Origin of the sequence: Streptomyces sp. NPDC001604, assembly GCF_042893475.1 — a bacterium.
Lineage (GTDB): Bacteria > Actinomycetota > Actinomycetes > Streptomycetales > Streptomycetaceae > Streptomyces.
The window spans coordinates 697,637-718,496 of sequence record NZ_JBIAUY010000001.1 but is presented as its reverse complement, the minus strand read 5'-3'; the positions used below and the strand labels follow the sequence as shown (position 1 = coordinate 718,496).

Below are 20,860 nucleotides of genomic sequence, written 5' to 3'. Positions count from 1 at the left end.
ATCTGGCGGCTTCGGTACTCGCCTCGTGCCCCCTCCCGCAGCACAGTGGACCCATGGGCGCAGCTGCTCTCGACAAGGAACTGGACGACCTCGCGGTCACCGCGCGGGCGGAGCTCGTAGGGGAGATCGAGGCGAGCGGGGCCTGGGACGAGGACCCGGTGTGGCGGGAGGCGTTCGAGGCGGTCCCGCGCCATCTCTTCGTGCCGTACTACTACGTCGGCGTCGTGGGCGGCTACGAGCGACGCTGGGGCGAGAGCCCCGATCCGCGGACGCGCGAGCGGTGGCTGCGCGGGGCCTACGAGGACGCCCCGCTGGCGACCCGGCTGCGCGACGGCGAGCTGCTCTCCTCCAGCAGCCAGCCGTCCCTGATGGCGAGGATGCTGGCCGAGCTGAGGGTGGAGGACGGCAACCGGGTCCTGGAGATCGGTGCGGGCACCGGCTACAACGCGGCCCTGCTGGCCCACCGGCTCGGCGACGACGACCTGGTCACCACCGTGGACCTGGAGCCGGAGATCACCGAGTCGGCCCGGCAGCACCTGGCCGCCGCAGGCCACCACCCGGCCGTCGTCACCGGCGACGGCGCCCGCGGAGTCCCCGAGCGCGCCCCCTTCGACCGGATCATCGCCACCTGCGCCCTGACCTCGATCCCGCGCGCCTGGCTCGCCCAGTGCAACCCGGGCGCCCGGATCCTGGCCCCGTTCGCCACCGGCCTGATCGCGCTGACGGTCCGGGACCCCGACCACGCCGAGGGCCGTTTCCTGGACACCCCCGCCTACTTCGTCCCACTGCGCGGCGGGACCCGCCCCGAGCAGGAGTCACTCCAACTCGGCGACATCCCCCGCCGGGCCAGGGACCACGAACTCTTCCGCTTCCTCCTGGCCCTCACCCGAGGCACCCTCGACCCTCAGGAGGCCTTCGCCCTGTGGGAACGCGAGGAACAACCGGAGCGCCAGCGCTATGGCATCACCATCGGCACCGGCCGAGAGTGGGCATGGCTGGACGACCCGAAGGGGCCGTGCATCTGGCCCCTCCGGTGAGTCAGCGGCTTTTGGGGGCGCGGGGAACTGCGCGATCAACCACGACGACGCCGCACCCCACAGCGGTGCTAGCTACCCACGGCGAATAGTGATCGTCGTCCACGCACCCACATGCACCCGGTCCCCGTCCTGCAGAGGCACCGGCACAAAAGGTTGAATCGGCTCATCAGAGCCGTTGACCGTCGTACCGTTCGTCGAGTTCTGGTCCACGACCGCCCAACTGCCGTCCGGCTGCTGCACGAGCACCGCATGCTGGTGCGAGACGCCCGGGTCCTCCGGCGGCACCGCCAGGTCGATGTCGGGGGTGTCGCCGGTGGAGTGCCGGCGGCGGCCGATGGTGATCTGGTTGCCGCTGAGGGTGCGCTGCTGCTCCGGCGAGTACGCGGGCAGGTTGAGGCCCGCGGCCTCGGGACCGGAGCGCTGCATCATCGCCATGAAGTACTCGCGGTCCGGACCGATGGTCGCCGTCCAGGTCACCGGCCCGCCATGGGTCTGCGGGAAGCCCTGGCCGGGCGGGGGTGCCTGGGTCGGAGCGGGCTGCGGATAGCCGTAGCCACCGCCCTGACCTGGGCCACCGGGAGCACCGGGGCCGCCGGACGGCGGGGAGATCACCCAGTCGTCGTCACCGCCGCCGAAGGACGGACCGCCCTGCTGCGGCGGACGTCCCGTCTCCTGCGGGAAGCGGGGCGGCGCCGGCGGACCGGGCTGCTGGAACGCCTGCGGGGCGCCACCGGGGCCACCGGGACCACCGGGGCCGCCGTGCGGTGTGGGACCGGGCGGCGGCGGGACCGGACGCGAGGGGTCGGGGCCGAAGCCGGACCGGTCGGCGAACGGGCTCGGCGGACGGGGAGGCTCGGTGCCGAAAGGGCTCGGCGGCGGGCCCGAGGGCTCGTTGCCGAACGGGCTCGGCGGGATCGGCTCCGCCGGGCGGTTCACCTGGGACGGGCGCGAGCCCTGGTACTCGTACGAGTCGCCGCCGCCGTACGACGGTCCTGGCTGCTGCTGGAAGGGCCCGCCGGGGCCGGGCGCAGACGGGCGCGGGGCGGCCGGGGTGTACGAGGTCGCGGTGTTCGTCAGGAAGTTCCACCGGCACTCCTCGCAGAACGGCGCACCGCCCTCACGGGGCGTACGGCACTGCGGGCAGAGCTCCGGCTCGTGGTCGGGCACCGCGGACAGCGGACGGCCGCCGGGCTGAGGGCCCTGGCCGGGCGGCGGGAAGCCGTAGCCGCCGCCGGGCGGGGGCGGCGGGGGAGGGGGCGGAGGCACGGCACCGGCCATGCGGTGACCGCAGACCTCGCACCAGTCGTCGGAACCCGACTGGTGTCCGTTCGGGCAGGTCGGCATGTCGGCGCTTCCCCCTTTCCTGCAGGGTCCTACTCGGTCCTGTGATGTGTGTGGTGTGTACGGCGACGTGACGTACGGTGTCACTTCTTTACACGAACAGTCTTTGTCGACCGTGTCTCGAGAGTCATCTCGTCGGCCTCCTCGACCTTCGCTTTCAGTCGCACAGTACCTGTCGCGGCATCGACCACGTCCACCACCTTCGCAAGCAGTTTCGCAGTATCCGCGTTTCCGGAGGCGCTGGCGAGCTGAACGGCCCGGCCCAGTTTGGCCGTTGCTCCATCCATATCGCCCGCTTTGCGAAGATCCAGCCCTTGTTGGATGGCCTGTGCCAGTTCGGCCTGCCCGGTGTAGTGGGCGACCTGGGGGTTGATCGAGGTGGAAGCCACCATGTCGTCGGTCCACACGGCCCTGACCAGGCCCTGGGCGCCGAGGTTCTGTGCGCTGCCGTCGGGCTGCGGGACGACCAGGGAGACCCGGGCGGCCAGCATCTCCTGGCCGAGGCCCGCGGCCGGGACCTCGACGCATACGTGGTAGTCACGGGACTCGTCGCCCCAGGAGCCGGTGGGGTAGTCCCCGGCGCGCGGGCCCGCCTCGGTGCGGCGGGCGGTCAACTCCTCGACGGTGGGCGCGACTTGCTTGACGAACTTGATGGCGGTGCCGACCGGCGTCCACAGCCGCAGAGCGACGTCGGCGACCTCCTTGCCCATCGCCTTCTCCATCATCTGCGTGAAGTCGGCGGCGAGGGCGGCCGGGTCGGCGACGATGTCGGCGGTGCCGAGCAGTGCGGAGGCGATCCCTGTGACTTCTTTCACTTCCCAGTCGGTGCCCACGCCACGTGCGTCACAGGTGAACCGTCCGGCGCATTCATCGAGCGCCCGCTTGAGGTCCTCGGGCGACTCGTGCTCGTTGCGGCCGTCGGTGAGCAGGATGCCGTGCCGGATGGCCACCTCCTCCGAGGAGAGCAGCCGGTCGGCCAGTTTCAGCCAGGTGCCGATGGCCGTGCCGCCGCCCGCGCTCAGCTTGCGCAGGGCCTCCTTGGCCTGGCCGCGGGTGGTGGCGTCGGCGACCGCGAGGCGCCCGCCGCCCGGGTAGACCTCCTTGGCGACGTGTGTGCCGCCGATCACCGCGAAGTGCACCCCGTCACGCAGGGTGTCGATCGCGGCGGCCGTCGCGTCACGGGCGTTGCGCATCTTGGTCGGCGGGTAGTCCATCGAGCCGGAGCAGTCGACCATGATCGCCACCCCGGCCGACGGGCCGCGCCCCGGCCCGTAGAGGTGCGGCGCTGCGACGGCGCTGCCGACGGTGCCGCCGCCGGTGGCGGTGACCGTGACGATGGCGTTGACCTCGCGGCCGCCCTCCGGCAGGTACTCGTTCTGGTACACGTCCATCGAGAACTGCGGCACGCTGGACTTCGAGAAATTGGCCATGCCTACTCAAATCCCCCTCGAGAACCCCGCGTTCGCGGGGCGACGACTGTATGCGGACCGGTCCCCTCCGGTCCGCTGAGGCATCCCCGTATACGGCCTCAGGCCGATCCTGCCCCCTGAGGCACGGCCGGGAACGGCACGACGGCCACTGTTACGTTGTCGTGGCCCCCGCCGTCCAGGGCGTGACCGACCAGCACACGGGCGCTGTGCAGCGGACGTACGGCGGCATCCGGCGGCACGACCTCGGCCATCTCCTCGGCCGCCTCCGCGTAGTTCCACAGTCCGTCCGTGCACACCACCACTACACCCGGCCGGTCCGGCTTGAAGGAAGCGGTGTGCGGCTCCAGTTCGTAGGCGTCCGCGCCGAGCCAGCCGGTGATCGCGTGGGCGCGCTCGTCGGCGTACGCCTCGGCCTCGCTCATCAGGCCCGCGGACACCATCTGCGCGGCCCACGAGTCGTCCTCGGTGAGCCGGGCCGGGGCCGAACCGCGGTCGACCGGCACCCAGTAGGCGCGGCTGTCGCCGACCCAGCCGACGACCAGCAGCCCGGCCGTCACGACCGCGCCGACGATCGTGCAGGCGGGCGCGTTCTGGTGCGGGGAGTGCTCGCGGGCGGTGGCGGGTTCGTCGGCCAGGGCGTTGACCGCGTGCGAGGCGGCCACGATCGCGTCGTGCATGGCCTGCTGCGGGTGCGTGCCGCGCGGCAGGGCGGTGAGCAGCGCGTCGTTCGCGGCACGGGCGGCGGCGAGCGAGGCCTCGTCGGGGCGGGTCGCCGAGGAGACGCCGTCGCAGACGATCGCCACGGACGCGGGCGCGCCGTCGGGCAGGGTGGCGGTGCCGATGCCGAACGCGTCCTCGTTGCGGTGGTGGCGCAGACCGCGGTCGCTGACGGCCGCCACCGGGCCGGACTCCTGCTCCATGTGGTCCCGCTCCCGGGGCTGGGCGTGCCCGCAGTTCTCGCAGTAGCCGTCGTCGTCGACGCGGCCCGCACGGCAGGCCACGCACAGCTTGGCCTCCTCGGCGGGCGCGGCGAGCGAGGCCACGCGCGGGTCCGGGGCCTGCAGCGGATACTCGTCGGGCACCGGTGGCCGGTCGAAGCGCACCCCGGAGGCCGGGGAGAGCGGCGATCCCGTGGGCTGTTCCGGCGGCAGCGGGGAGCCGCCCGAGTCCGTCCCGTGCAGGTCCGTCGGCAGATGGGGCGCCGCCGGGGTGTCGGAGCCGCCCGGAGCGGCGGCGACGGGCCAGGCCGCACCGCCGCCTTCGCCCGGCGGCAGGTCCGAGCCGTTCAGGGCGATCGTCGGATGGTCGTCCGGCCGTGCGGGCACGACGGACAGGTCGTATCCGCACGCACCGCAGAAACGGTCACCCGACTCGAGCGGCCACTCGCAGCTCGGGCAGTTCGACAGGGCGGCCTGCTGGGGCATCTGCGACATCAACTACACCCACGTCCGGGGGCGGTAACGGTTGGCACGTTCCACCAGGTCGATCCTCTCCTCGCCGCCTCGCGCCAGCCGGGCCAGCGTGCGGTACGAACGCTCCAGGCCGAAGCGGAGTCCCCGCTCGTCCAGGTCGCTGCCGAGCAGCATGCGCTGCGCGGCGGGAGCAACCACCTGGCCACCGGAGAGTATCCAGTCCAGCGCGCAGCCGAGGACTTCGGCGGACAACCGCTCCCGGCGCGCCGGATCCAGACCGTACGCGTCCAGCGCCTCGACCTGCCCGGCGGCGGCTCTGAGGTCATCGAGGAACGGTACGTCGGAAGCGGCCGCCGTGCGTCCGCGCAGCCGCGCCCGTACGGCCGCCACCCGCGCGGCCGTGTAGTGGATCGAGGACTCCGGCACCGACTCCAGCGTCCGTACGGCACTGCGCCGGTCCCCGGTCGCGAGCTGCACGCGGGCCAGGCCGAACGCGGCGCTCACATAGCTGGGATCGGTCGACCAGACCAGCCGGTAGTACTCGGCGGCGTTGTCCAGCTGGCCCAGCAGCTCCGCGCACAGCCCGAGGGCGAGCTTGGGCGCGGGTTCGCCGGGGAACGCGTCGTAGATCGCGTCGAAGGCGAGCGCCGCGCCCTCGTCGTCGCCGGTCACCAGCGCGGCCACGCCCCGGTACCAGACCACCCGCCAGTCGTCGGGCCGCTCGGTCTCCAGGGTCTGCAGGGCGTTGAGCGCGGTCGCGGAGTCGCCGTTCTCCAGCCAGGCGCGGATCTGCCTCAGCCGGGTCTCGACGGATGCCGCCGGAGCCGCGGCGAGCGCCCCGAGCAGCTCGGCCGGCGCGGTCGTCATCAGGCCCGCCAGGAAACCCGCGTTCGGGTCGGAGGGATCGACGCGGGGGACGGGCAGGGCGAGGGCCGCGGTGGGGGAGTCGACGTGCTTGACGAGGGCCGCCGTGCCGTTCGCGGACGCGGGAAGCTGCGGCTGCTGCCCCCTGCGCGGCTGCACCGCCCGCGCCCCGAGCCGTGAGACGTCGCCCTCCAGCTTCGGGAACAACTCCGTGTCGGTCACCTTCAGTTCGGGCCCGAACAGCGTCGACAGCGAGGGCCGCGCACGGCCCGTCTGCAGTGAGACGACCTCGCGCAGCACGCCCGTCAGCTGCTCCGCCATCTCCTGCGCGGAGGCGAACCTGCGGGCGGGGTCCGGGTCGGTGGCGCGGACCAGGAGCCGGTAGAAGGACTCGTACTCGCGGAAGACCTCGATGTTGTCGGGGTCGGGCAGGGAGTCCACGAAGACGTTCGTGTAGCCCTGGAAGTCGAAGGACAGGACGGCCAGTGTCCGCGCCACCGTGTACAGGTCGCTCGCCACCGACGGGCCGACCTCGGCGACCTCCGGCGCCTGGTAGCCCACCGTGCCGTAGATGGCCGACTCCTCGTCGTCCATCCTGCGCACCGCGCCCATGTCGATCAGCTTGAGCTGGTCCTCGGTCTGGATCGCGTTGTCGACCTTGAAGTCGCAGTACAGCAGGTTGCGGCTGTGCAGATGGCCGAGCGCCTCCAGCGCCTCGATGCCGTACGCGCACGCCTGCTCCACCGGCAGCGGGTCGCGCTTGCCGTCGGGCGTGCGGCGGCCGTTGGCGATCTCCTTCAGGGACTTGCCGCCGACGTACTCCATGACGATGTAGCCGTCGAGCGAACCGGTGCGCTGGTCGAGGTGCTCCACGAAGTTGTAGATCCGCACGATGTTGGAGTGCTCGATCTCGGCCAGGAAGCGCCGCTCTGAGATCGCCGCCGCCATCGCGTCCTGGTCGCCGGTGTCGAGGAGGCCCTTGAGGACCACCCAGCGGTCGGAGACCGCCTTGTCCACGGCGAGGTAGACCCAGCCGAGCCCGCCGTGCGCCAGACAGCCCACGACCGCGTACTGGCCGTGCACCACATCGCCGGCCTTCAGCTTCGGTACGAACGAATACGGGTTGCCGCACTTGGTGCAGAAGCCCTCGGTGCGGCCCGCGCGGTCACCGCGCGAGCGGCCCACCGGCGCCCCGCAGTCCGAGCGCGAGCAGAACCGCTTGCGCTCGGGCACCTCCGGGTTCTCCAGCACCATCGCGCGCGGATCGGGCCGCGGCACGTCCGGCACCTGCACCAGGCCCGCGCCCAGCCGGCCCCGGGAGCCGGTGCCGGTGCCGGATCCGGAGCTGCGCACCGACACCGAACGGCCCGTGGACCTCCCCGACAAGGAGCGCGAGAGCCGCCCCGACACCGAGCGCCGGGACTTCGACGACTGCGAGGAGGTACGCGAGCTGCCGCTGCCGCCGGCCCGCGAACTGCCGCTGTCCTGCGAGCCCTTGCCGCCGCCGGTGATGCCGGTGGCCGACGAGTTCACCATGCCCTTGGCCGACACGACCGGCGCGAGACCGCAGGTGTCGCAGTACAGCTCGCCGCCGCCCACGTCCTCGTACGTGCCCTCGCAGTCCGGTCGTTGGCAGGTCTGCTGTGCCTCACTCATGACGACGCGTACCCCCCTTTGTCGCTCATGCTCCGGACTCCCTGCGGTCCTGCGGGCCGCCCTGCGGCGGCACGCGCGGGGCGCCCAGCACTTCGGCGGCCGCCTGCTGGTAGCGCAGCACGGCCTGTTCGGCGACGCGCAGATCGCACGGTGCGCTCCACAGCATGCGCCGCGCCGCGTCGTACCGCTCGATCAGGAACGGGTCCTCGGCATACCCGAGCCGGGCCACCTTCGCCCGGTACGCGTCGAGGCGGCCGCGCAGTTCGGCGCGGACCGCCAGCGGCGCGGTGACTGCGGTCAACGACTCGCGGGCGCGCAGCAGTTCGTCCTCCGCCTTCTGCTCCAGGGACTCCAGGAGCGGGGACAGGCGGTGCCACTGGGCGTGTCTGCGGTACTCGGCGGCCGTCGCCAGCTGCTCCTGCAGCGCGGTCGGCGGGCCGCTGACGACCGGCACCTCCGTGGCGGCGATCTTCGCGAGGACCTCCCCGCGCGCGTTGCGTGCCTCCGCGAGCGTGCGGTCCGCCCGGCTGAGCACGTCCCGCAGCTTCACCAGCCGCTGCTCCGCGTCCTGCCGGACGGTGAGCACGGCGTCGATCTCCCGGCGCACCTCCTCCAGGGCGCGCGCCTCCCGGTCGTACACCGTGGTGTCCGGCCGGCCGCCGCCCGGGGCCGAACTCCCCGGTGCGGGGATCCAGTACGCCAGCGGGTCCGAGATCACCTGCTCGCGCAGGGTGGTCAGGGTGCGGGTGATGCGCTCCAGGTCGTCGCCGGAGGGGTGCTCGCCGGGGCGCACACCGACGGAGTGGGCGAGCGTACGGGTGCGCTGGAGCTCCGCGGCCAGTAAATCGATCCGGGCGGGCAGCGCCGACCAGACCGCGTCCGCCGCGACCACCATGTCCAGGCTCGACGCATACAGCTCGTTCATCAGGTCGACCAGGGCGGCCAGGGAGTACTGCCGGCTGAGCTTGCCCGGGGTGGACAGCAGCGTCGGCGCGTTCGCCGTGGCCATGGTCGAGCCCGCGACCGTGACGGACTCGCCGCGCAGCAGCTCCGTCAGCTCCACCAGGTCCTCGCGGCTGGACCAGCGGCGCCGCGAGCGGATCTCGCGGGCGGAGCGCAACGCGTCCGTGTACGCGTCGAAGTACGCCCACAGCAGCGTGATCGAGGCCTCCGCGGCAGCCCACCGCTCCTTGGTGATGCCCGTCAGCTCCGCGCCCTCGAGGAGTCTGCGGCCCGCGTGGTCCTGCAGGGCGAGGAGCGAGGTCTCGATCGCCTCGTGCTCCGCGCCGAGCCGCGCCAGCGCACGGTCCACCTCGTCCCGGTCCATCACCGGCCCGGCGGGGTCCGTGACGCCCATCGATCACCTCTCGCTGCTGTCGTGTTCCGTCGTGGTTCCGTCGTGTGCTGCCGTACGTCCGTCAGTTGATGATCGGTCACTTGTAGTGGGCTTCGGGAGGGGTCGCCGACGCCGACTTCTGGCCGCCCTGGTCCATGGTCGGATGCAGCCATTTCCCGTACGAGGCCGCCCAGTCGCCGTCCTTGATGTAGTTCTGCAGGGTCCGGTTGACCTGGCGTATCAGATCCTGGGAGCCCAGCTTCATCGCCACGCCGTAGTACTCGTCGCTGAACAGGCCGCCCTTCAGCTGCACCGTGGGGTCCTGCGCGGCCTGGCTCGCGGCGAGCGCGCCGTCCGTGACGACGGCGTCGACCGCGCCGAGCTGCAACTTCACCAGGCAGTCGAGCTGGTTGGGGACCACCGTCCCGATGTCCGCGCCGGTGGGAAGGGTGCCCTTCGCCTTGTCGCCCTGCAGTCGCTCGAGGGCGGTCGAGCTGTCCGCCGAGCAGATCCTCTTGTGGGCGAGGGTGTTGTTGTATCCCGTGATCGCCGAGGTCCGCGGGGCGAGGACCTGCTGGCCGGTCCTGAAGTAGGGAGCGGAGAAGGCGACTTGCTTGATCCGGTCGCAGTTGATCGTCATGGTGCGGACCACCATGTCGACCTCGTCGTCCTGAATCGCCTTGATCCGGCGGCTGGTCGGGATGGCCTTGAACGAGACCGCGTCCGGGTCGCCCAGGATGTCCTTGGCGATCTGGTGGACGAGATCGATGTCGAAGCCCTCCGGCGCACCGGAGGTGTTGTTCGGGTTGAGATAGCCCCAGCGGTAGCTGTTGGTGTCGATGCCGACGATCAGACGGCGGTCCTTGCGGGCCTTGATCCTGTCGATGATCGGTGTGCTGCCGTCACCGCCCGACGGCGACAGGCTGCCGTCCTGCGGGTTGTCGCACTTGGCCGCCGCCCTGGCCTGCAGCCCCCGGGCGACCCCCGGGCCGCCGCTGCTCGCCGCGTCGTCCGTGCCGCTCGACTGGGTCAGGGGCAGCAGCAGCGCGAACGCCAGCGCCAGGGCGCACAGGGCCGCCATCGCGCCGACCCCGCCCCAGCCGCGGAGGCCGGTCCGCAGACGTTGTGCCAGACGCCGTGCATCCATCGTCACGCCCCCTCTCACCGGTACTCCGACAGCCTGCGCCCGATGCCGACGACCGCGCCGGCCGCCCCCAGCACCGCGAGGACCGCGGCCCCGTACGGCAGTCCGGTCAGCGCGTCCCGGCCGTCGCCCGCGGCCTGCTTGAACTCGGCCTGCTCGTGGGCGAGTGCCGTCTCCAGAGCGAGGTCCACATTGTCGAAGCACACGCTCGTCGGGTCCTTGCCGACGCCGATGACCTTGTCCCGGGCCTGCTGGTACTCGCCCTTGTCGTTCAGGCCCTGCGCGACCCCGTGCCGGTCCTTCCACGCCTTCATGTAGCCGTTCGCGTCCTGCACGGGCTTGCGGCCCGCCGAGTCGTCCGCGAGACCGTCGGCCTTGGTCAGCGACTTGGCCAGCACGTCGATCTGCTCGTCGTACCCGGCGGCGTAGGCGTCCACCGGGTTGCCGCCCACGACCTTGGTGTCCGCGCCGCGCCGGATCAGGCTGAGGTTCTCGTCGCTGCGGGCCGTCAGGGACGCGATACGGGCGTCGTGCAGCACGTTCAGCGAGCGGACGCCGTGGTCGTACGAGGCGTTCAGCCCCGAGCTGGCGACCGTGTGGCCGACGACCAGCCAGAGCAGCACCACCACGGACGCGGCGGAAGCGGTGACCAGGCCGTGGTTCAACACCCTGTTGGTGCGCAGGTAGTTGCGGCGCTGCGCCCAGGCCAGCCCGCCGAGGGCGAGCAGACCGAGGCCGATCGCCGCCCACGGGAACGCCTTCGCGTCCGCGTAGTCGGAGTTCAGCCGCTGGTTCTCCTTCTGGTACAGGGCCTCGGCCTTCGGCAGCATCTGCTGCTGCATCTGCTCGTTCGCCGCCCGCAGATAGGCGCTGCCCACCGGGTAGCCCTGCCGGTTGTTGGCCCGGGCCGTCTCGACCAGGCCCTTGTACTGGGGCAGCAGCTTGTTGAGCTCGGCGATGGTCTTCGCCGAATCGGACCCCGGGTCCGAGCTGGAGGCGGCCGTGACCAGCTTCTCCGCGGCCGTCCGGATGCCGTCCTCGTACCGCTGCCGCGTCTCGGGCTTCTCCTGCGGGCCCGCCAGATAGCCGCTGGCCGCAGCCGTGTTGGCGTCGGCGAGCGAGCGGTAGATGTCGGCCGCGTCGGAACTGAGCGGCTGGCTGCGGGTGAGCACGTCCTCGGCGGCCGTCCACCGGGCCGTCATCTGCCAGGCGGTGACCGCACCGAACGCGACGACGAGAAGGGCGAGCAGCGCACCGATGATGCGCAGCCGCCCGGGCTCCGTGGTCGCGGCCTCGCGCAGCCGGTCGACGCCCTCCGCGAAGGCCGTACGACGTGCGGAGACGACGTCGGGAACGGCTGCCGAGCCCGTCGGCGTGGGGGGAACGGGCCGGCCCGGCTGAGGCGGTACGGACGGCATCGTGGGCACGGCGGTGCCCGGTCTTGCCGCACTGCTCTTCGGCGGGTGTGTCACTTTTGACCTCCCCCATGGTCATCCGTCACAGCAAGTATCGCCGCCCGGACTGACATCCGCACGGGGTGCCTGCCGGCGGCTTGCAGGATCCCGCACGACCCCTGCCCAAGAACACGTTTTGGGAATCAGTTCGGTTCCGTACCGGGGGCGGCTGCCCCCAGGCCCTGCTCCTTCGGCCCTTGAGGGGCCTCGTCCTCAAACGCCGGGCGGGCTGGGGGTGCCCGACCGGTGTTCGAAGTATGCCCGCACCCGTTCGTGCACCACCGCTTTCGCGCCCACCCTGTCCAGGCCCAGCAGCGCCGCCCCCAGCACCGGGCTCGCGGTCACCACCCGGGGTACCGCCTTCGGGGCGCGGACCGTGAGCAAGTCACGCACGCCGTCCGCCAGTTGGGGGTGCTGCGCGGCCAGGACGCCGCCGCCCAGGAGAACGGGGGTCTCCTCCTCCAGGAGGTCGAGGCGGGTCAGGGCCACCGTGGCCATGGTCACGACCTCGTCGGCCAGGCGGTCGACGATCGCGCGGGCGACCGGGTCGCCGTCCGCCGCCGTGGCGAAGAGGACCGGGGTCAGTTCATGGCGGCGGGCGGGCGGTACCTGCTCCAGGTGGAGGGCCTGGATGAGGGCGAGCATCGTGTCGTGGCCGAAGTGGGCCGGGAGGGTGTGGGCGAGGGCTGTGTGCTCGCCGCGGCCGTCCTCCGCCCGCGCCGCGTGCCACAGGGCCTCCTCGGCGAGGCCCCAGCCGCCGCCCCAGTCGCCGGAGATGCGGCCGAGCGCGGGGAAGCGGGCGGTGCGGCCGTCGGGGCGCATACCGACGCAGTTGATGCCGGCGCCGCAGACGACGGCGACCCCCCGGGGTTCGGTGACGCCCGCGCGCAGGATGGCGAAGGTGTCGTTGCGGACCTCCACGCCCGCGCCCCACGCGCGCGCGTGCAGCGCGGCCGCCAGCTGCTCCTCCTCGAAGGGGAAGTCCGCGTTGGCGAGGCAGGCGGAGACGTGGTCCACCGAGCTCACCGAGGCCGCGGCGAAGGCCCGTTCCACCGCCTCGGCGACCTTGTCGACGGCCGCCTGCACGCCCACCACGGGCGGCCGGAACCCGCCGCCGCGGCTCGTTGCGAGGACGGTTCCGTCGGCCGCCACGACCGCGACGTCGGTCTTGCTGTTGCCCGCGTCGACGGCGAGGACACGTGCGGTCATGCCCACGCGAGATGCTCCCGGTTGTGTGCGATCAGTCGGTCGGTGAGGGCTTCGGCGTACTCGAACTGGCCGATGAGGGGGTGGGCGAGGAGGGCCTTGAACACCCGGTCACGGCCGCCGCGCAGCGCCGCCTCCAGGGCCAGGTCCTCGTACGCCGTCACGTTCGCCATCAGGCCCGCGTACAGCGGGTCGACGGGCGGTACCGGCAGCGGGAGCGGCCCCTTCGGGCCGACCGCCGCCTGCACCTCGATCACCGCGTCGTCCGGCAGGAACGGCAGCGTCCCCCGGTTGAGGGTGTTGACCACCTGGTACGGGCTGCCGGCCGAGCCCAGCAGGGCGGCCGCCAGGTCCACCGCCGCCTCCGAGTAGTAGGCGCCGCCGCGCTTGGCGAGCAGCTCCGGCTTCTCGTCGAGGGCCGGATCGCCGTACATCTTGAGCAGGTTCCGTTCCATCTCGGCGACTTCGGCGGCACGGGAGGGCTTGGTGCGCAGTTCGCGTACGACCTCGTCGTGGGCGTAGAAGTAGCGCAGGTAGTACGACGGGACGACGCCCAGGCGGTCGAGCAGGGCCCGCGGCAGCCGCAGGTCCTCGGCGATCTCGTCGCCGTGTTCGGCGAGCAGCTTGGGCAGGACGTTCTCGCCCTCGGGCCCGCCCAGGCGGACACCGGTCTCCCAGGTGAGGTGGTTGAGGCCCACGTGGTCGAGGTGGACGTCGGCCGGTGCGACCCCGAGCCGGTCGGCGAACTTCCGCTGGAAGCCGATCGCCACGTTGCACAGGCCGACCGCCTTGTGGCCCGCCTGCAGCAACGCGCGCGTGACGATGCCGACCGGGTTGGTGAAGTCGACGATCCAGGCGCCCGGGTTGGTACGGCGGACCCGTTCCGCGATGTCGAGGACCACCGGGACCGTGCGCAGCGCCTTGGCCAGGCCGCCCGCGCCGGTGGTCTCCTGGCCGACGCAGCCGCACTCCAGCGGCCAGGTCTCGTCCTGCTCACGGGCCGCCTGCCCGCCCACGCGCAGCTGCAGCAGCACGGCGTCGGCGCCGTCCACGCCGGCGTCCAGGTCGTCGGTCGTCACGATCCGCCCGTCGTGCCCCTGCTTGGCGAAGATACGGCGGGCCAGGCCGCCCACCAGCTCCAGGCGTTCGGGCGCCGGGTCGACGAGGACCAGTTCCTCGACGGGCAGGGTGTCGCGCAGCCGGGCGAAGCCGTCGATGAGTTCGGGTGTGTAGGTCGAGCCTCCGCCGACCACGGTGAGTTTCATGCCGGGTTAACCCTTCACTCCGGTGAGCGTGACGCCCTCGACGAACGCCTTCTGGGCGAAGAAGAACACGAGGATCACGGGAGCCATGACCAGCACGGTCGCGGCCATGGTGAGGTTCCAGTCGGTGTGGTGCGCGCCCTTGAAGGACTCCAGGCCGTACGACAGGGTCCAGGCGCCGGGGTTCTCCGAGGCGTAGATCTGGGGGCCGAAGTAGTCGTTCCAGGCGTTGAAGAACTGGAAGAGGGCCACCGCGGCGATGCCGGGCTTCGCCATCGGGAGGACGACTTTGAGCAGGGTGCGCAGGTCTCCGCAGCCGTCCACCTTCGCCGCGTCCAGGTACTCGTTGGGGATGGTCATCAGGAACTGGCGGAGGAGGAAGATCGAGAACGCGTCCCCGAATGCGAGCGGGATGATCAGCGGCCACAGGGTGCCCGAGAGGTCCAGCTGCTTTGCCCAGAACAGGTACATCGGGATGACGATCACCTGAGGCGGCAGCATCATCATCGAGATCACCAGCATGAGCGCGAGATTCCGGCCCGGGAAGCGGAACTTGGCGAGCGCGTACGCCACCGGGATCGAAGACACGACTGTCAGCACCGTTCCCAGTCCGGCGTAGATCAGGGTGTTCTTCCACCAGGTGAGGAAGCCTGGCGTGTCGAAGACCTTCTTGTAGTTGCCCCATTCCCAGGTGTGCGGGATCAGGTCCCGGCTGAGTGCCTGTGAGTCGCTCATCAGGGAAGTCAGCAACACGAACACGAAGGGAAGCGTGAAGAAGAGGGCCGCGGCGATACCGAGGGAGTGGATCGCGATCCACTCCAGGACCGCCTTGCGGCGGGCCGTGCGCTCGGCGGGCGAGGGCGGGATATGCAACTCCACTGGACGGTCGAGTACTTGGGCCATGAGGATCAGTCACCTGCCTGGATGAGACCGCCCCGGCGCCGCATCAGAAGCGCGGTGAACGCCATCGACAAGACGAACAGGACGAGGGCCACGACACACGCCGAGCCGTAGTCGAAGCGCTGGAAGCCGAGGTTGTAGATGAGCTGGGGGAGGGTGAGTGTCGACTTCTCCGGATAGCCGGGCTCGAACTGGGTGCCCGCGCCTTGGATCACGCCCGAGGCGACCTTCCCGGCGACCAGCGGCTGCGTGTAGCACTGCATCGCCGCGATCACGCCGGTGACCACCGCGAACATGATGATCGGCGAGATGTTGGGAACGGTGACGAACCGGAACCGCTGCCAGGCCGACGCGCCGTCCAGCTCCGCGGCCTCGTACTGCTCCTTCGGTACGTCGAGCAGGGCGGCCATGAAGATGACCATCAGGTCGCCGATGCCCCACAGGAAGAGCAGGGTCAGCGCCGGCTTGGACCAGTCCGGATCGTTGAACCAGCCCGGGGCCGGAATACCGATCTTCTCCAGGATCGAGTTGACGGGTCCTGTGCCGGGATTGAGGAGGAAGGCGAAAGCCATGGTCGCGGCAACCGGCGGGGCCAGGTAAGGCAGGTAGAAGAGGGTACGGAAGACTCCTGTCCCCGTCTTGATCTTTGTGATGAGCAGGCCGATCCCGAGCCCGAACAGAACGCGCAGGCTCACCGTGATCACCACCAGCCAGAGGGTGTTGCGCAGAGCGGGCCAGAAGTAGGGGTAGTTCTCGAAGACGTACGTCCAGTTCTTCGTCCCGCTCCACGTAGGCGGTTTGAAGCCGTCGTAGTGCATGAACGAGAAGTAGACCGTCGAGATCATCGGGTACGCGAAGAAGACCGAGAACCCGATCAACCAGGGCGACATGAAGGCGAGAGTTCGAAGCGCCGACCTGCGGCGCTTCGACGCCGGCGTGATGGTGCTCATCGTCGGACTACTTCGCCTGCGCGATGTCCGTGTCGATCTGCGCGGCCGTCTTCTTCAGGCCCGCCTTGAGGTCGGTGACCTTTCCGCTCTCGTAGTCGTAGCCGAAGTTCTGGATCGTGGTGAGATACACGCCGCCGTTGATCGATGCCGGAGAGGTGGTGGAGTTCGGGTTCGCGGCGATGTCCAGGAACGTCTTGAAGCGCGGGTCGTACTTCAGTTTCGGGGACTTCAGGGCGGCCAGTGTCGAGGGCACGTTGTGGATGGCGTTGGAGAAGTTCACCACCGCGTCCGTGTCCGTGGTCATGTACTTCACCAGCTCCCAGGCCGCGTTCTGCTTGTGGCTGGCGGCGGAGATGCCGGTGATGGTGCCGGTGATGTAGCCCTTGCCGTACTGGCTCACCTGGTCGTCGGGAACGGGCAGCGGAGCCACGCCGATGTCGAACTTCGGCTTGGCGTCCAGGGCCATTCCCAGACGCCACTCGCCGTCCAGCTGCATGGCCACCTGACCGGTGTGGAAGGGGTGCTTGGCGCCCCATTCGTCGCCCAGCTTGGAGCGGTAGGTCTCCAGCTTCTTGAAGCCGCCGAGTTCGTCGACGAGCTTCTTCTGGAGTGTGAATCCGGCCTCGAAGGCGGGGTCCGTGGCGAGCTGCGACTTGCCGGCCTTGTCGAAGTACGTCGGGGAGAACTGGCCGAAGTAGTGCTCGGTCGTGGTCTCCCAGCCGTGGTAGTCCGGCATGAAGCCGAGCTGCTTGTAGCTGTCGCCGTCCGGGATGGTCAGTTTCTTGGCGTCGGTCTCGAATTCGGACCAGGTCTTCGGCGGAGTCCTGATGCCCGCCTTCGCGAAGGCCGTCTTGTTGTAGTAGAGCCCGTAAGCGTCACCCAGCAGCGGTGCCGCGCAGCGATTGCCGTCGAACTGGGTGTACTCGTTCATCGCCTTCGGGAACGTCGTCTGCGGGTCGATGCCCGCCTTCTTGAAGAAGGGATTGAGGTCGACCAGCGCACCCGACGAGCAGAACTTCCCGACGTTGTTGGTGGTGAAGGAGGAGATGACGTCCGGGGCCTTGTCGCCACCCGTGCGCAGCGCCTGGTTGATCTTGTCGTCGGTCATGTTGGCGACGACGTTCACATGGATGTTGGGGTGTGCCTTCTCGAAGCCGGCGATCAGGGAGTTGACGGCCTTCACTTCACTGGGTGCGCTCCAGGCGTGCCAGAAGTTGATGGTGGTGTCCTTCGAGGCGTCGTCGTCGGCGCTGGAGGAGGACTGGCCGGTACAGGCGGTGGCGAGCAGGGCGAGGGAGGCGGAGGCGGCGAGGGCGAGGGCCGCTTTCCTGGACATTCCGGGCATGGCAGGGTCTCCCAGGGACAGGGCAGGGGATGGTGAGGGAAGGCGGGGGGTGAGTATCGGGGCCCGTACGCGGTGCGTACGGGGTGTCAGCGGGAGGTGTCGAAGACCTCGTCGCGGGTGGTGGCGAGGGCGCTCTCCAACGCGCCGCGCAGCACGGGGTGTTCACGGACGTCGCCGACCACGAGCCGGGGCCGGGAGGCCGCCAGCTCCTCCAGCTCGGCCTGGACGAGGGCGCGCAGCACCTCGCCGCCCGAGGTCAGCGAGGCGCCGCTGAGGACGACGAGTTCGGGGTCGAGGACGGAGACGAGGGAGGCGAGACCGGTGGCGAGCCGCGTCGCGTACGTCTGCAGCAGCTTGCGATGCAGGACGGTGTCCTCGGCGGCGGCCCGCTCGACCAGGGCGGCGGCGACCTCGGCGTACGGCCCCGAGGGGATCTGCGCGATGCCGAGTTCACCGGCGAGGTGCGGGATGGCCTGGGAGCCGGCCAGCTCCTGGTAGCCGCCACTGTTGGCTTTGGTCACATGCCGGACCAGGGGTGCGCCGGGAACCGGAAGGAAACCCACCTCTCCGGCGCCGCCGGTCCAGCCGCGGTGCAGTCGCCCGCCGAGGACGAGGGCGGCACCGAGGCCTCCCTCGTTCCACAGCAGCACGAAGTCCTCGTGCCCGCGGGCCGCGCCCAGCCGCTGTTCGGCGACGGCGGCGAGGTTGACGTCGTTCTCGTACTCGACCGGCATCGGCAGGGCGGCGGCGATCTCGTCGAGGAGGGCCGGGGTGTGCCAGCCGGGGAGGTGGGAGGCGTAGCGCAGGCGGCCGGTGTTGGGGTCGAAGGCGCCGGGGGTGCCGATGACGAGCCGGTGGATGTCGCCGCGGGCCAGCCCCGCGGCCTTCACGGCACCGTCGAGGGCGTCGGTGACCTGCCGGACGACGGGCTGGGTGGGCCGCCTGCCCGGGGTCGGCAGCTCGAAGGAGCCCACCGTGCGGCCGGTGATGTCGGCGACGGCGGCGAGGACGCGCTCGGGGGTGACGTCGAGCCCGGCGGCGTACGCGGCGGCCGGATTGACCTCGTACAGCTGGGCGTTGGGGCCGGGGCGTCCCTCGGTGGTGCCGGTGGCGAGGACGAGCCCGGCCGCTTCGAGGCGGGCGAGCAGTTGGGAGGCGGTCGGCTTGGAGAGGCCGGTGAGCTTGCCGATCCGGGTGCGGGACAGGGGGCCGTGCTCCAGGAGGAGATCCAGGGCGGCGCGGTCGTTCATGGCGCGCAGGACGCGCGGGGTGCCCGGCGTACCGGCTGTTCCTGCCATGTGGGTCGACACCTGCCTTTCGACTGCCCAGCTTCTCAGTGACCAGGGAGGGAAGTCCATCGGACGATCACCGGAGGACCGTCTCCCGATCACTGTTAGGAAAGTTTCCTATTGGCTGGAAAGGAACGTAAGCCCAGGGCGAAGGAGGCGTCAATAGAAAACGCCCCCGAGGCAACGGACTCGTTACCTCGGGGGCGGGTGGGCGTGGGCGAGGGCCGGCCCCTGGTCGGCTCCTACTTCAGCGACGGCCGCTGCTGGGGAATGGGCGAGGCTGCCTCCGTCTGGGGCGAGTCCGGGTTGGAGAGCACCGACGGAGCCGCGACCGCTGCCGTCGGGTCGGCGGCCTCTTCCTCGTCGGCCGGGGCCGTCGCGCCGCCCACGATGCGGATGTTCGCCGCGTCGAAGGCGCGCTTGATGCGCCAGCGCAGCTCGCGCTCGACGGTGAGGGACTTGCCGGGCATCGTCTTGGCGGAGACCCGGACCACCATCGAGTCCAGCAGCACGCTGTCCAGGCCGAGGACCTCGATCGGGCTCCACAGGAGCTCGTTCCAGGGTTCCTCCGCGCTCATCTTCTCGGCGACCTCGTCGAGCGTGGACTTCAGCCGGTCCAGGTCCTCGTTCGCCTTCACGGTCACGTCCACGCCGGCCGTCGCCCAGCCCTGGGAGAGGTTGCCGATGCGCTTGACCTCGCCGTTGCGGACGTACCAGATCTCGCCGCTCGCCCCGCGCAGCTTCGTCACCCGCAGGCCGACCTCGATGACCTCGCCGGATGCGACGCCCGCGTCGATCGTGTCGCCGACGCCGTACTGGTCCTCCAGGATCATGAAGACGCCGGAGAGGAAGTCCGTGACCAGGTTGCGGGCGCCGAAACCGATCGCCACACCCGCGACGCCCGCGGACGCGAGCAGCGGTGCCAGGTTGATCTGGAACGCGGCCAGGACCATCAGGGCCGCGGTGCCGAGGATCGCGAAGGACGCCACCGAGCGCAGCACCGAGCCGATCGCCTGGGAGCGCTGGCGGCGGCGCTCGTTGTTGACCAGCAGGCCGCCCAGCGAGGTGCCGTCGACGACCTCGGCGGTGCGGGCCATCCGGTCTATCAGCTTGGTGATCGCCCGCTGCACGACCGCTCTGAGCACCCCGGCGATCACCAGGATCAGCAGGACCCTGAGGCCGATCGCGAGCCACGTGGACCAGTTCTGCTCGACCCAGCTGGCGGCGTTGGTCGCGCTCTGCTGGGCGCCCTCGATCGACGTGGGGACCGTCGGTGTCGTCGGCCCCGAGGAGGTCGGCGACGGCGACGGACCGGCGGTCAGTAGGACGGCGGGCAAGGACACGGCAGGAACCTCCAGGTGCAACGGTCTGCCGTCCCGAAAGTCGACTCGGTCAAGGTCAAGGTCACGAAAAGGTCACCGGTACGGCAGACCCACCACACTATCGGGGCATGGTGTGCGAATCCTCGCCATCTTCTGAGGAGAGCCCGTGCCCACCCCGGGTTGAGCAGGTGGGATAAACCGCTGCCCCTCCGGGGGATGAATCAGATGTGGTCGAAAACACTCCCAGCCCGTTACCGGGACATGGTGGCGCTTCCACCAGGCAAGAGGGGAGACTGACTACAGATCGTCCCGGCGCGAGCCACGCGCCGCCGACGCCCAAGGAGGCATCCGTGCCGCATGTCCTGGTCCTCAACGCGTCGTACGAGCCACTCGGCGTCGTACCGCTCCGCCGCGCGCTCATCCTCGTCCTGGAGAACAAGGCCGTCTCCCTGGAGGAATCCGGCGCCTTCATGCACAGCGCAACCGTCACAGTCCCCGCACCCAGCGTGGTCCGGCTCAAGCGATTCGTCCGGGTTCCCTATCGGGGGCCCGTTCCTCTGACCCGTAGGGCGCTCTTCGCGCGCGACGGGGGCCGGTGCATGTACTGCGGTGGCGTCGCAACCAGCGTCGACCACGTCATCCCGCGCAGCCGCGGGGGCAAGCACGTCTGGGACAACGTGGTGGCGTCCTGCCGCCGCTGCAACCACGTGAAGGCCGACCGACACCTGTTCGAGATCGGCTGGCGGCTGCGCCACAAACCCGCTCCACCCACCGGCCTGGCCTGGCGGATCATCGGCACCGGCCATAGGGACCCGCGCTGGCTGCCGTACTTGCAGCCGTACGGCGCGGAGGACGCCATGGCCCGGATCGACGGCATTTCCGCCTGACGATCCGGGCCTTCGCACACCCCTG

General features: G+C 70.8%; 16 protein-coding genes. 2 read left to right on the top strand and 14 right to left on the bottom strand.

Annotated features, from left to right (window positions below):
* Positions 1–53: 53 nt before the first annotated feature.
* Positions 54–1,037, top strand: coding sequence for a methyltransferase domain-containing protein (locus ACFY1E_RS03305; protein WP_389070787.1), 984 nt, complete (start codon positions 54–56; stop codon positions 1,035–1,037).
* A 72-nt stretch (positions 1,038–1,109) separates the two neighbouring features.
* Here ACFY1E_RS03305 and ACFY1E_RS03300 read toward each other — a convergent pair whose 3' ends face one another.
* The 14 genes from ACFY1E_RS03300 to ACFY1E_RS03235 all read right to left on the bottom strand — a co-directional run bounded on the left by ACFY1E_RS03300 (position 1,110) and on the right by ACFY1E_RS03235 (position 19,969).
* Complete coding sequence (locus tag ACFY1E_RS03300; protein ID WP_389070785.1) at positions 1,110–2,381, bottom strand: FHA domain-containing protein; 1,272 nt, start codon at positions 2,379–2,381, stop codon at positions 1,110–1,112.
* A gap of 80 nt (positions 2,382–2,461) precedes the next feature.
* A complete protein-coding gene (locus ACFY1E_RS03295) occupies positions 2,462–3,808 on the bottom strand; it encodes a VWA domain-containing protein (protein WP_389070783.1) in 1,347 nt (448 codons plus the stop codon).
* Between the two features lie 98 nt (positions 3,809–3,906).
* Positions 3,907–5,241: a protein phosphatase 2C domain-containing protein gene (locus tag ACFY1E_RS03290; RefSeq protein WP_389070780.1), complete on the bottom strand. Its 1,335-nt coding sequence runs from the start codon at positions 5,239–5,241 to the stop codon at positions 3,907–3,909.
* Positions 5,242–5,244: 3 nt separating this feature from the next.
* The gene (locus ACFY1E_RS03285) at positions 5,245–7,740 is read right to left on the bottom strand and encodes a tetratricopeptide repeat protein (protein WP_389070778.1); all 2,496 of its coding nucleotides are present in this window, start codon (positions 7,738–7,740) and stop codon (positions 5,245–5,247) included.
* A 25-nt stretch (positions 7,741–7,765) separates the two neighbouring features.
* A complete protein-coding gene (locus ACFY1E_RS03280; RefSeq protein WP_389070775.1) occupies positions 7,766–9,097 on the bottom strand; it encodes a hypothetical protein in 1,332 nt (443 codons plus the stop codon).
* 76 nt (positions 9,098–9,173) lie between these two features.
* Complete coding sequence (locus ACFY1E_RS03275; protein ID WP_389070774.1) at positions 9,174–10,223, bottom strand: glutamate ABC transporter substrate-binding protein; 1,050 nt, start codon at positions 10,221–10,223, stop codon at positions 9,174–9,176.
* 14 nt (positions 10,224–10,237) lie between these two features.
* On the bottom strand, positions 10,238–11,692 hold the full coding sequence (locus ACFY1E_RS03270) for a hypothetical protein (protein ID WP_389070771.1): 1,455 nt from the start codon (positions 11,690–11,692) through the stop codon (positions 10,238–10,240).
* Between the two features lie 195 nt (positions 11,693–11,887).
* Positions 11,888–12,889: an N-acetylglucosamine kinase gene (locus tag ACFY1E_RS03265; protein ID WP_389070770.1), complete on the bottom strand. Its 1,002-nt coding sequence runs from the start codon at positions 12,887–12,889 to the stop codon at positions 11,888–11,890.
* Positions 12,880–14,145 (bottom strand): 6-phospho-beta-glucosidase, encoded by a 1,266-nt coding sequence (locus ACFY1E_RS03260; protein WP_389070767.1) that lies wholly within the window; start codon positions 14,143–14,145, stop codon positions 12,880–12,882. Before ACFY1E_RS03260 ends, ACFY1E_RS03265 begins: the two co-directional genes overlap by 10 nt.
* A 6-nt stretch (positions 14,146–14,151) precedes the next feature.
* Positions 14,152–15,045: a carbohydrate ABC transporter permease gene (locus tag ACFY1E_RS03255; protein WP_389070766.1), complete on the bottom strand. Its 894-nt coding sequence runs from the start codon at positions 15,043–15,045 to the stop codon at positions 14,152–14,154.
* 5 nt (positions 15,046–15,050) lie between these two features.
* Positions 15,051–15,992 carry a carbohydrate ABC transporter permease gene (locus tag ACFY1E_RS03250; protein ID WP_389070763.1) on the bottom strand — a complete coding sequence of 314 codons (942 nt, stop codon included), beginning with the start codon at positions 15,990–15,992 and terminating at the stop codon, positions 15,051–15,053.
* A 7-nt stretch (positions 15,993–15,999) separates the two neighbouring features.
* On the bottom strand, positions 16,000–17,337 hold the full coding sequence (locus tag ACFY1E_RS03245) for an ABC transporter substrate-binding protein (protein ID WP_389070761.1): 1,338 nt from the start codon (positions 17,335–17,337) through the stop codon (positions 16,000–16,002).
* A gap of 86 nt (positions 17,338–17,423) precedes the next feature.
* Positions 17,424–18,635 carry an ROK family protein gene (locus ACFY1E_RS03240; RefSeq protein ID WP_389070759.1) on the bottom strand — a complete coding sequence of 404 codons (1,212 nt, stop codon included), beginning with the start codon at positions 18,633–18,635 and terminating at the stop codon, positions 17,424–17,426.
* Positions 18,636–18,868: 233 nt separating this feature from the next.
* Positions 18,869–19,969 (bottom strand): mechanosensitive ion channel family protein, encoded by a 1,101-nt coding sequence (locus ACFY1E_RS03235; protein WP_389070756.1) that lies wholly within the window; start codon positions 19,967–19,969, stop codon positions 18,869–18,871.
* Positions 19,970–20,298: 329 nt separating this feature from the next.
* Here ACFY1E_RS03235 and ACFY1E_RS03230 point away from each other — a divergent pair, with 329 nt between their 5' ends.
* On the top strand, positions 20,299–20,835 hold the full coding sequence (locus ACFY1E_RS03230; protein WP_046259555.1) for an HNH endonuclease: 537 nt from the start codon (positions 20,299–20,301) through the stop codon (positions 20,833–20,835).
* Positions 20,836–20,860: the final 25 nt, after the last annotated feature.

What these genes read in the sequence shown, in the direction of transcription:
- ACFY1E_RS03305 (WP_389070787.1), top strand. Translation starts at nt 54, where the DNA reads ATGGGCGCAGCTGCTCTCGACAAGGAACTGGACGACCTCGCGGTCACC.
- ACFY1E_RS03300 (WP_389070785.1), bottom strand. Translation starts at nt 2,381, where the DNA reads ATGCCGACCTGCCCGAACGGACACCAGTCGGGTTCCGACGACTGGTGC.
- ACFY1E_RS03295 (WP_389070783.1), bottom strand. Translation starts at nt 3,808, where the DNA reads ATGGCCAATTTCTCGAAGTCCAGCGTGCCGCAGTTCTCGATGGACGTG.
- ACFY1E_RS03290 (WP_389070780.1), bottom strand. Translation starts at nt 5,241, where the DNA reads ATGTCGCAGATGCCCCAGCAGGCCGCCCTGTCGAACTGCCCGAGCTGC.
- ACFY1E_RS03285 (WP_389070778.1), bottom strand. Translation starts at nt 7,740, where the DNA reads ATGAGTGAGGCACAGCAGACCTGCCAACGACCGGACTGCGAGGGCACG.
- ACFY1E_RS03280 (WP_389070775.1), bottom strand. Translation starts at nt 9,097, where the DNA reads ATGGGCGTCACGGACCCCGCCGGGCCGGTGATGGACCGGGACGAGGTG.
- ACFY1E_RS03275 (WP_389070774.1), bottom strand. Translation starts at nt 10,223, where the DNA reads ATGGATGCACGGCGTCTGGCACAACGTCTGCGGACCGGCCTCCGCGGC.
- ACFY1E_RS03260 (WP_389070767.1), bottom strand. Translation starts at nt 14,145, where the DNA reads ATGAAACTCACCGTGGTCGGCGGAGGCTCGACCTACACACCCGAACTC.
- ACFY1E_RS03255 (WP_389070766.1), bottom strand. Translation starts at nt 15,045, where the DNA reads ATGGCCCAAGTACTCGACCGTCCAGTGGAGTTGCATATCCCGCCCTCG.
- ACFY1E_RS03250 (WP_389070763.1), bottom strand. Translation starts at nt 15,992, where the DNA reads ATGAGCACCATCACGCCGGCGTCGAAGCGCCGCAGGTCGGCGCTTCGA.
- ACFY1E_RS03245 (WP_389070761.1), bottom strand. Translation starts at nt 17,337, where the DNA reads ATGCCCGGAATGTCCAGGAAAGCGGCCCTCGCCCTCGCCGCCTCCGCC.
- ACFY1E_RS03240 (WP_389070759.1), bottom strand. Translation starts at nt 18,635, where the DNA reads ATGGCAGGAACAGCCGGTACGCCGGGCACCCCGCGCGTCCTGCGCGCC.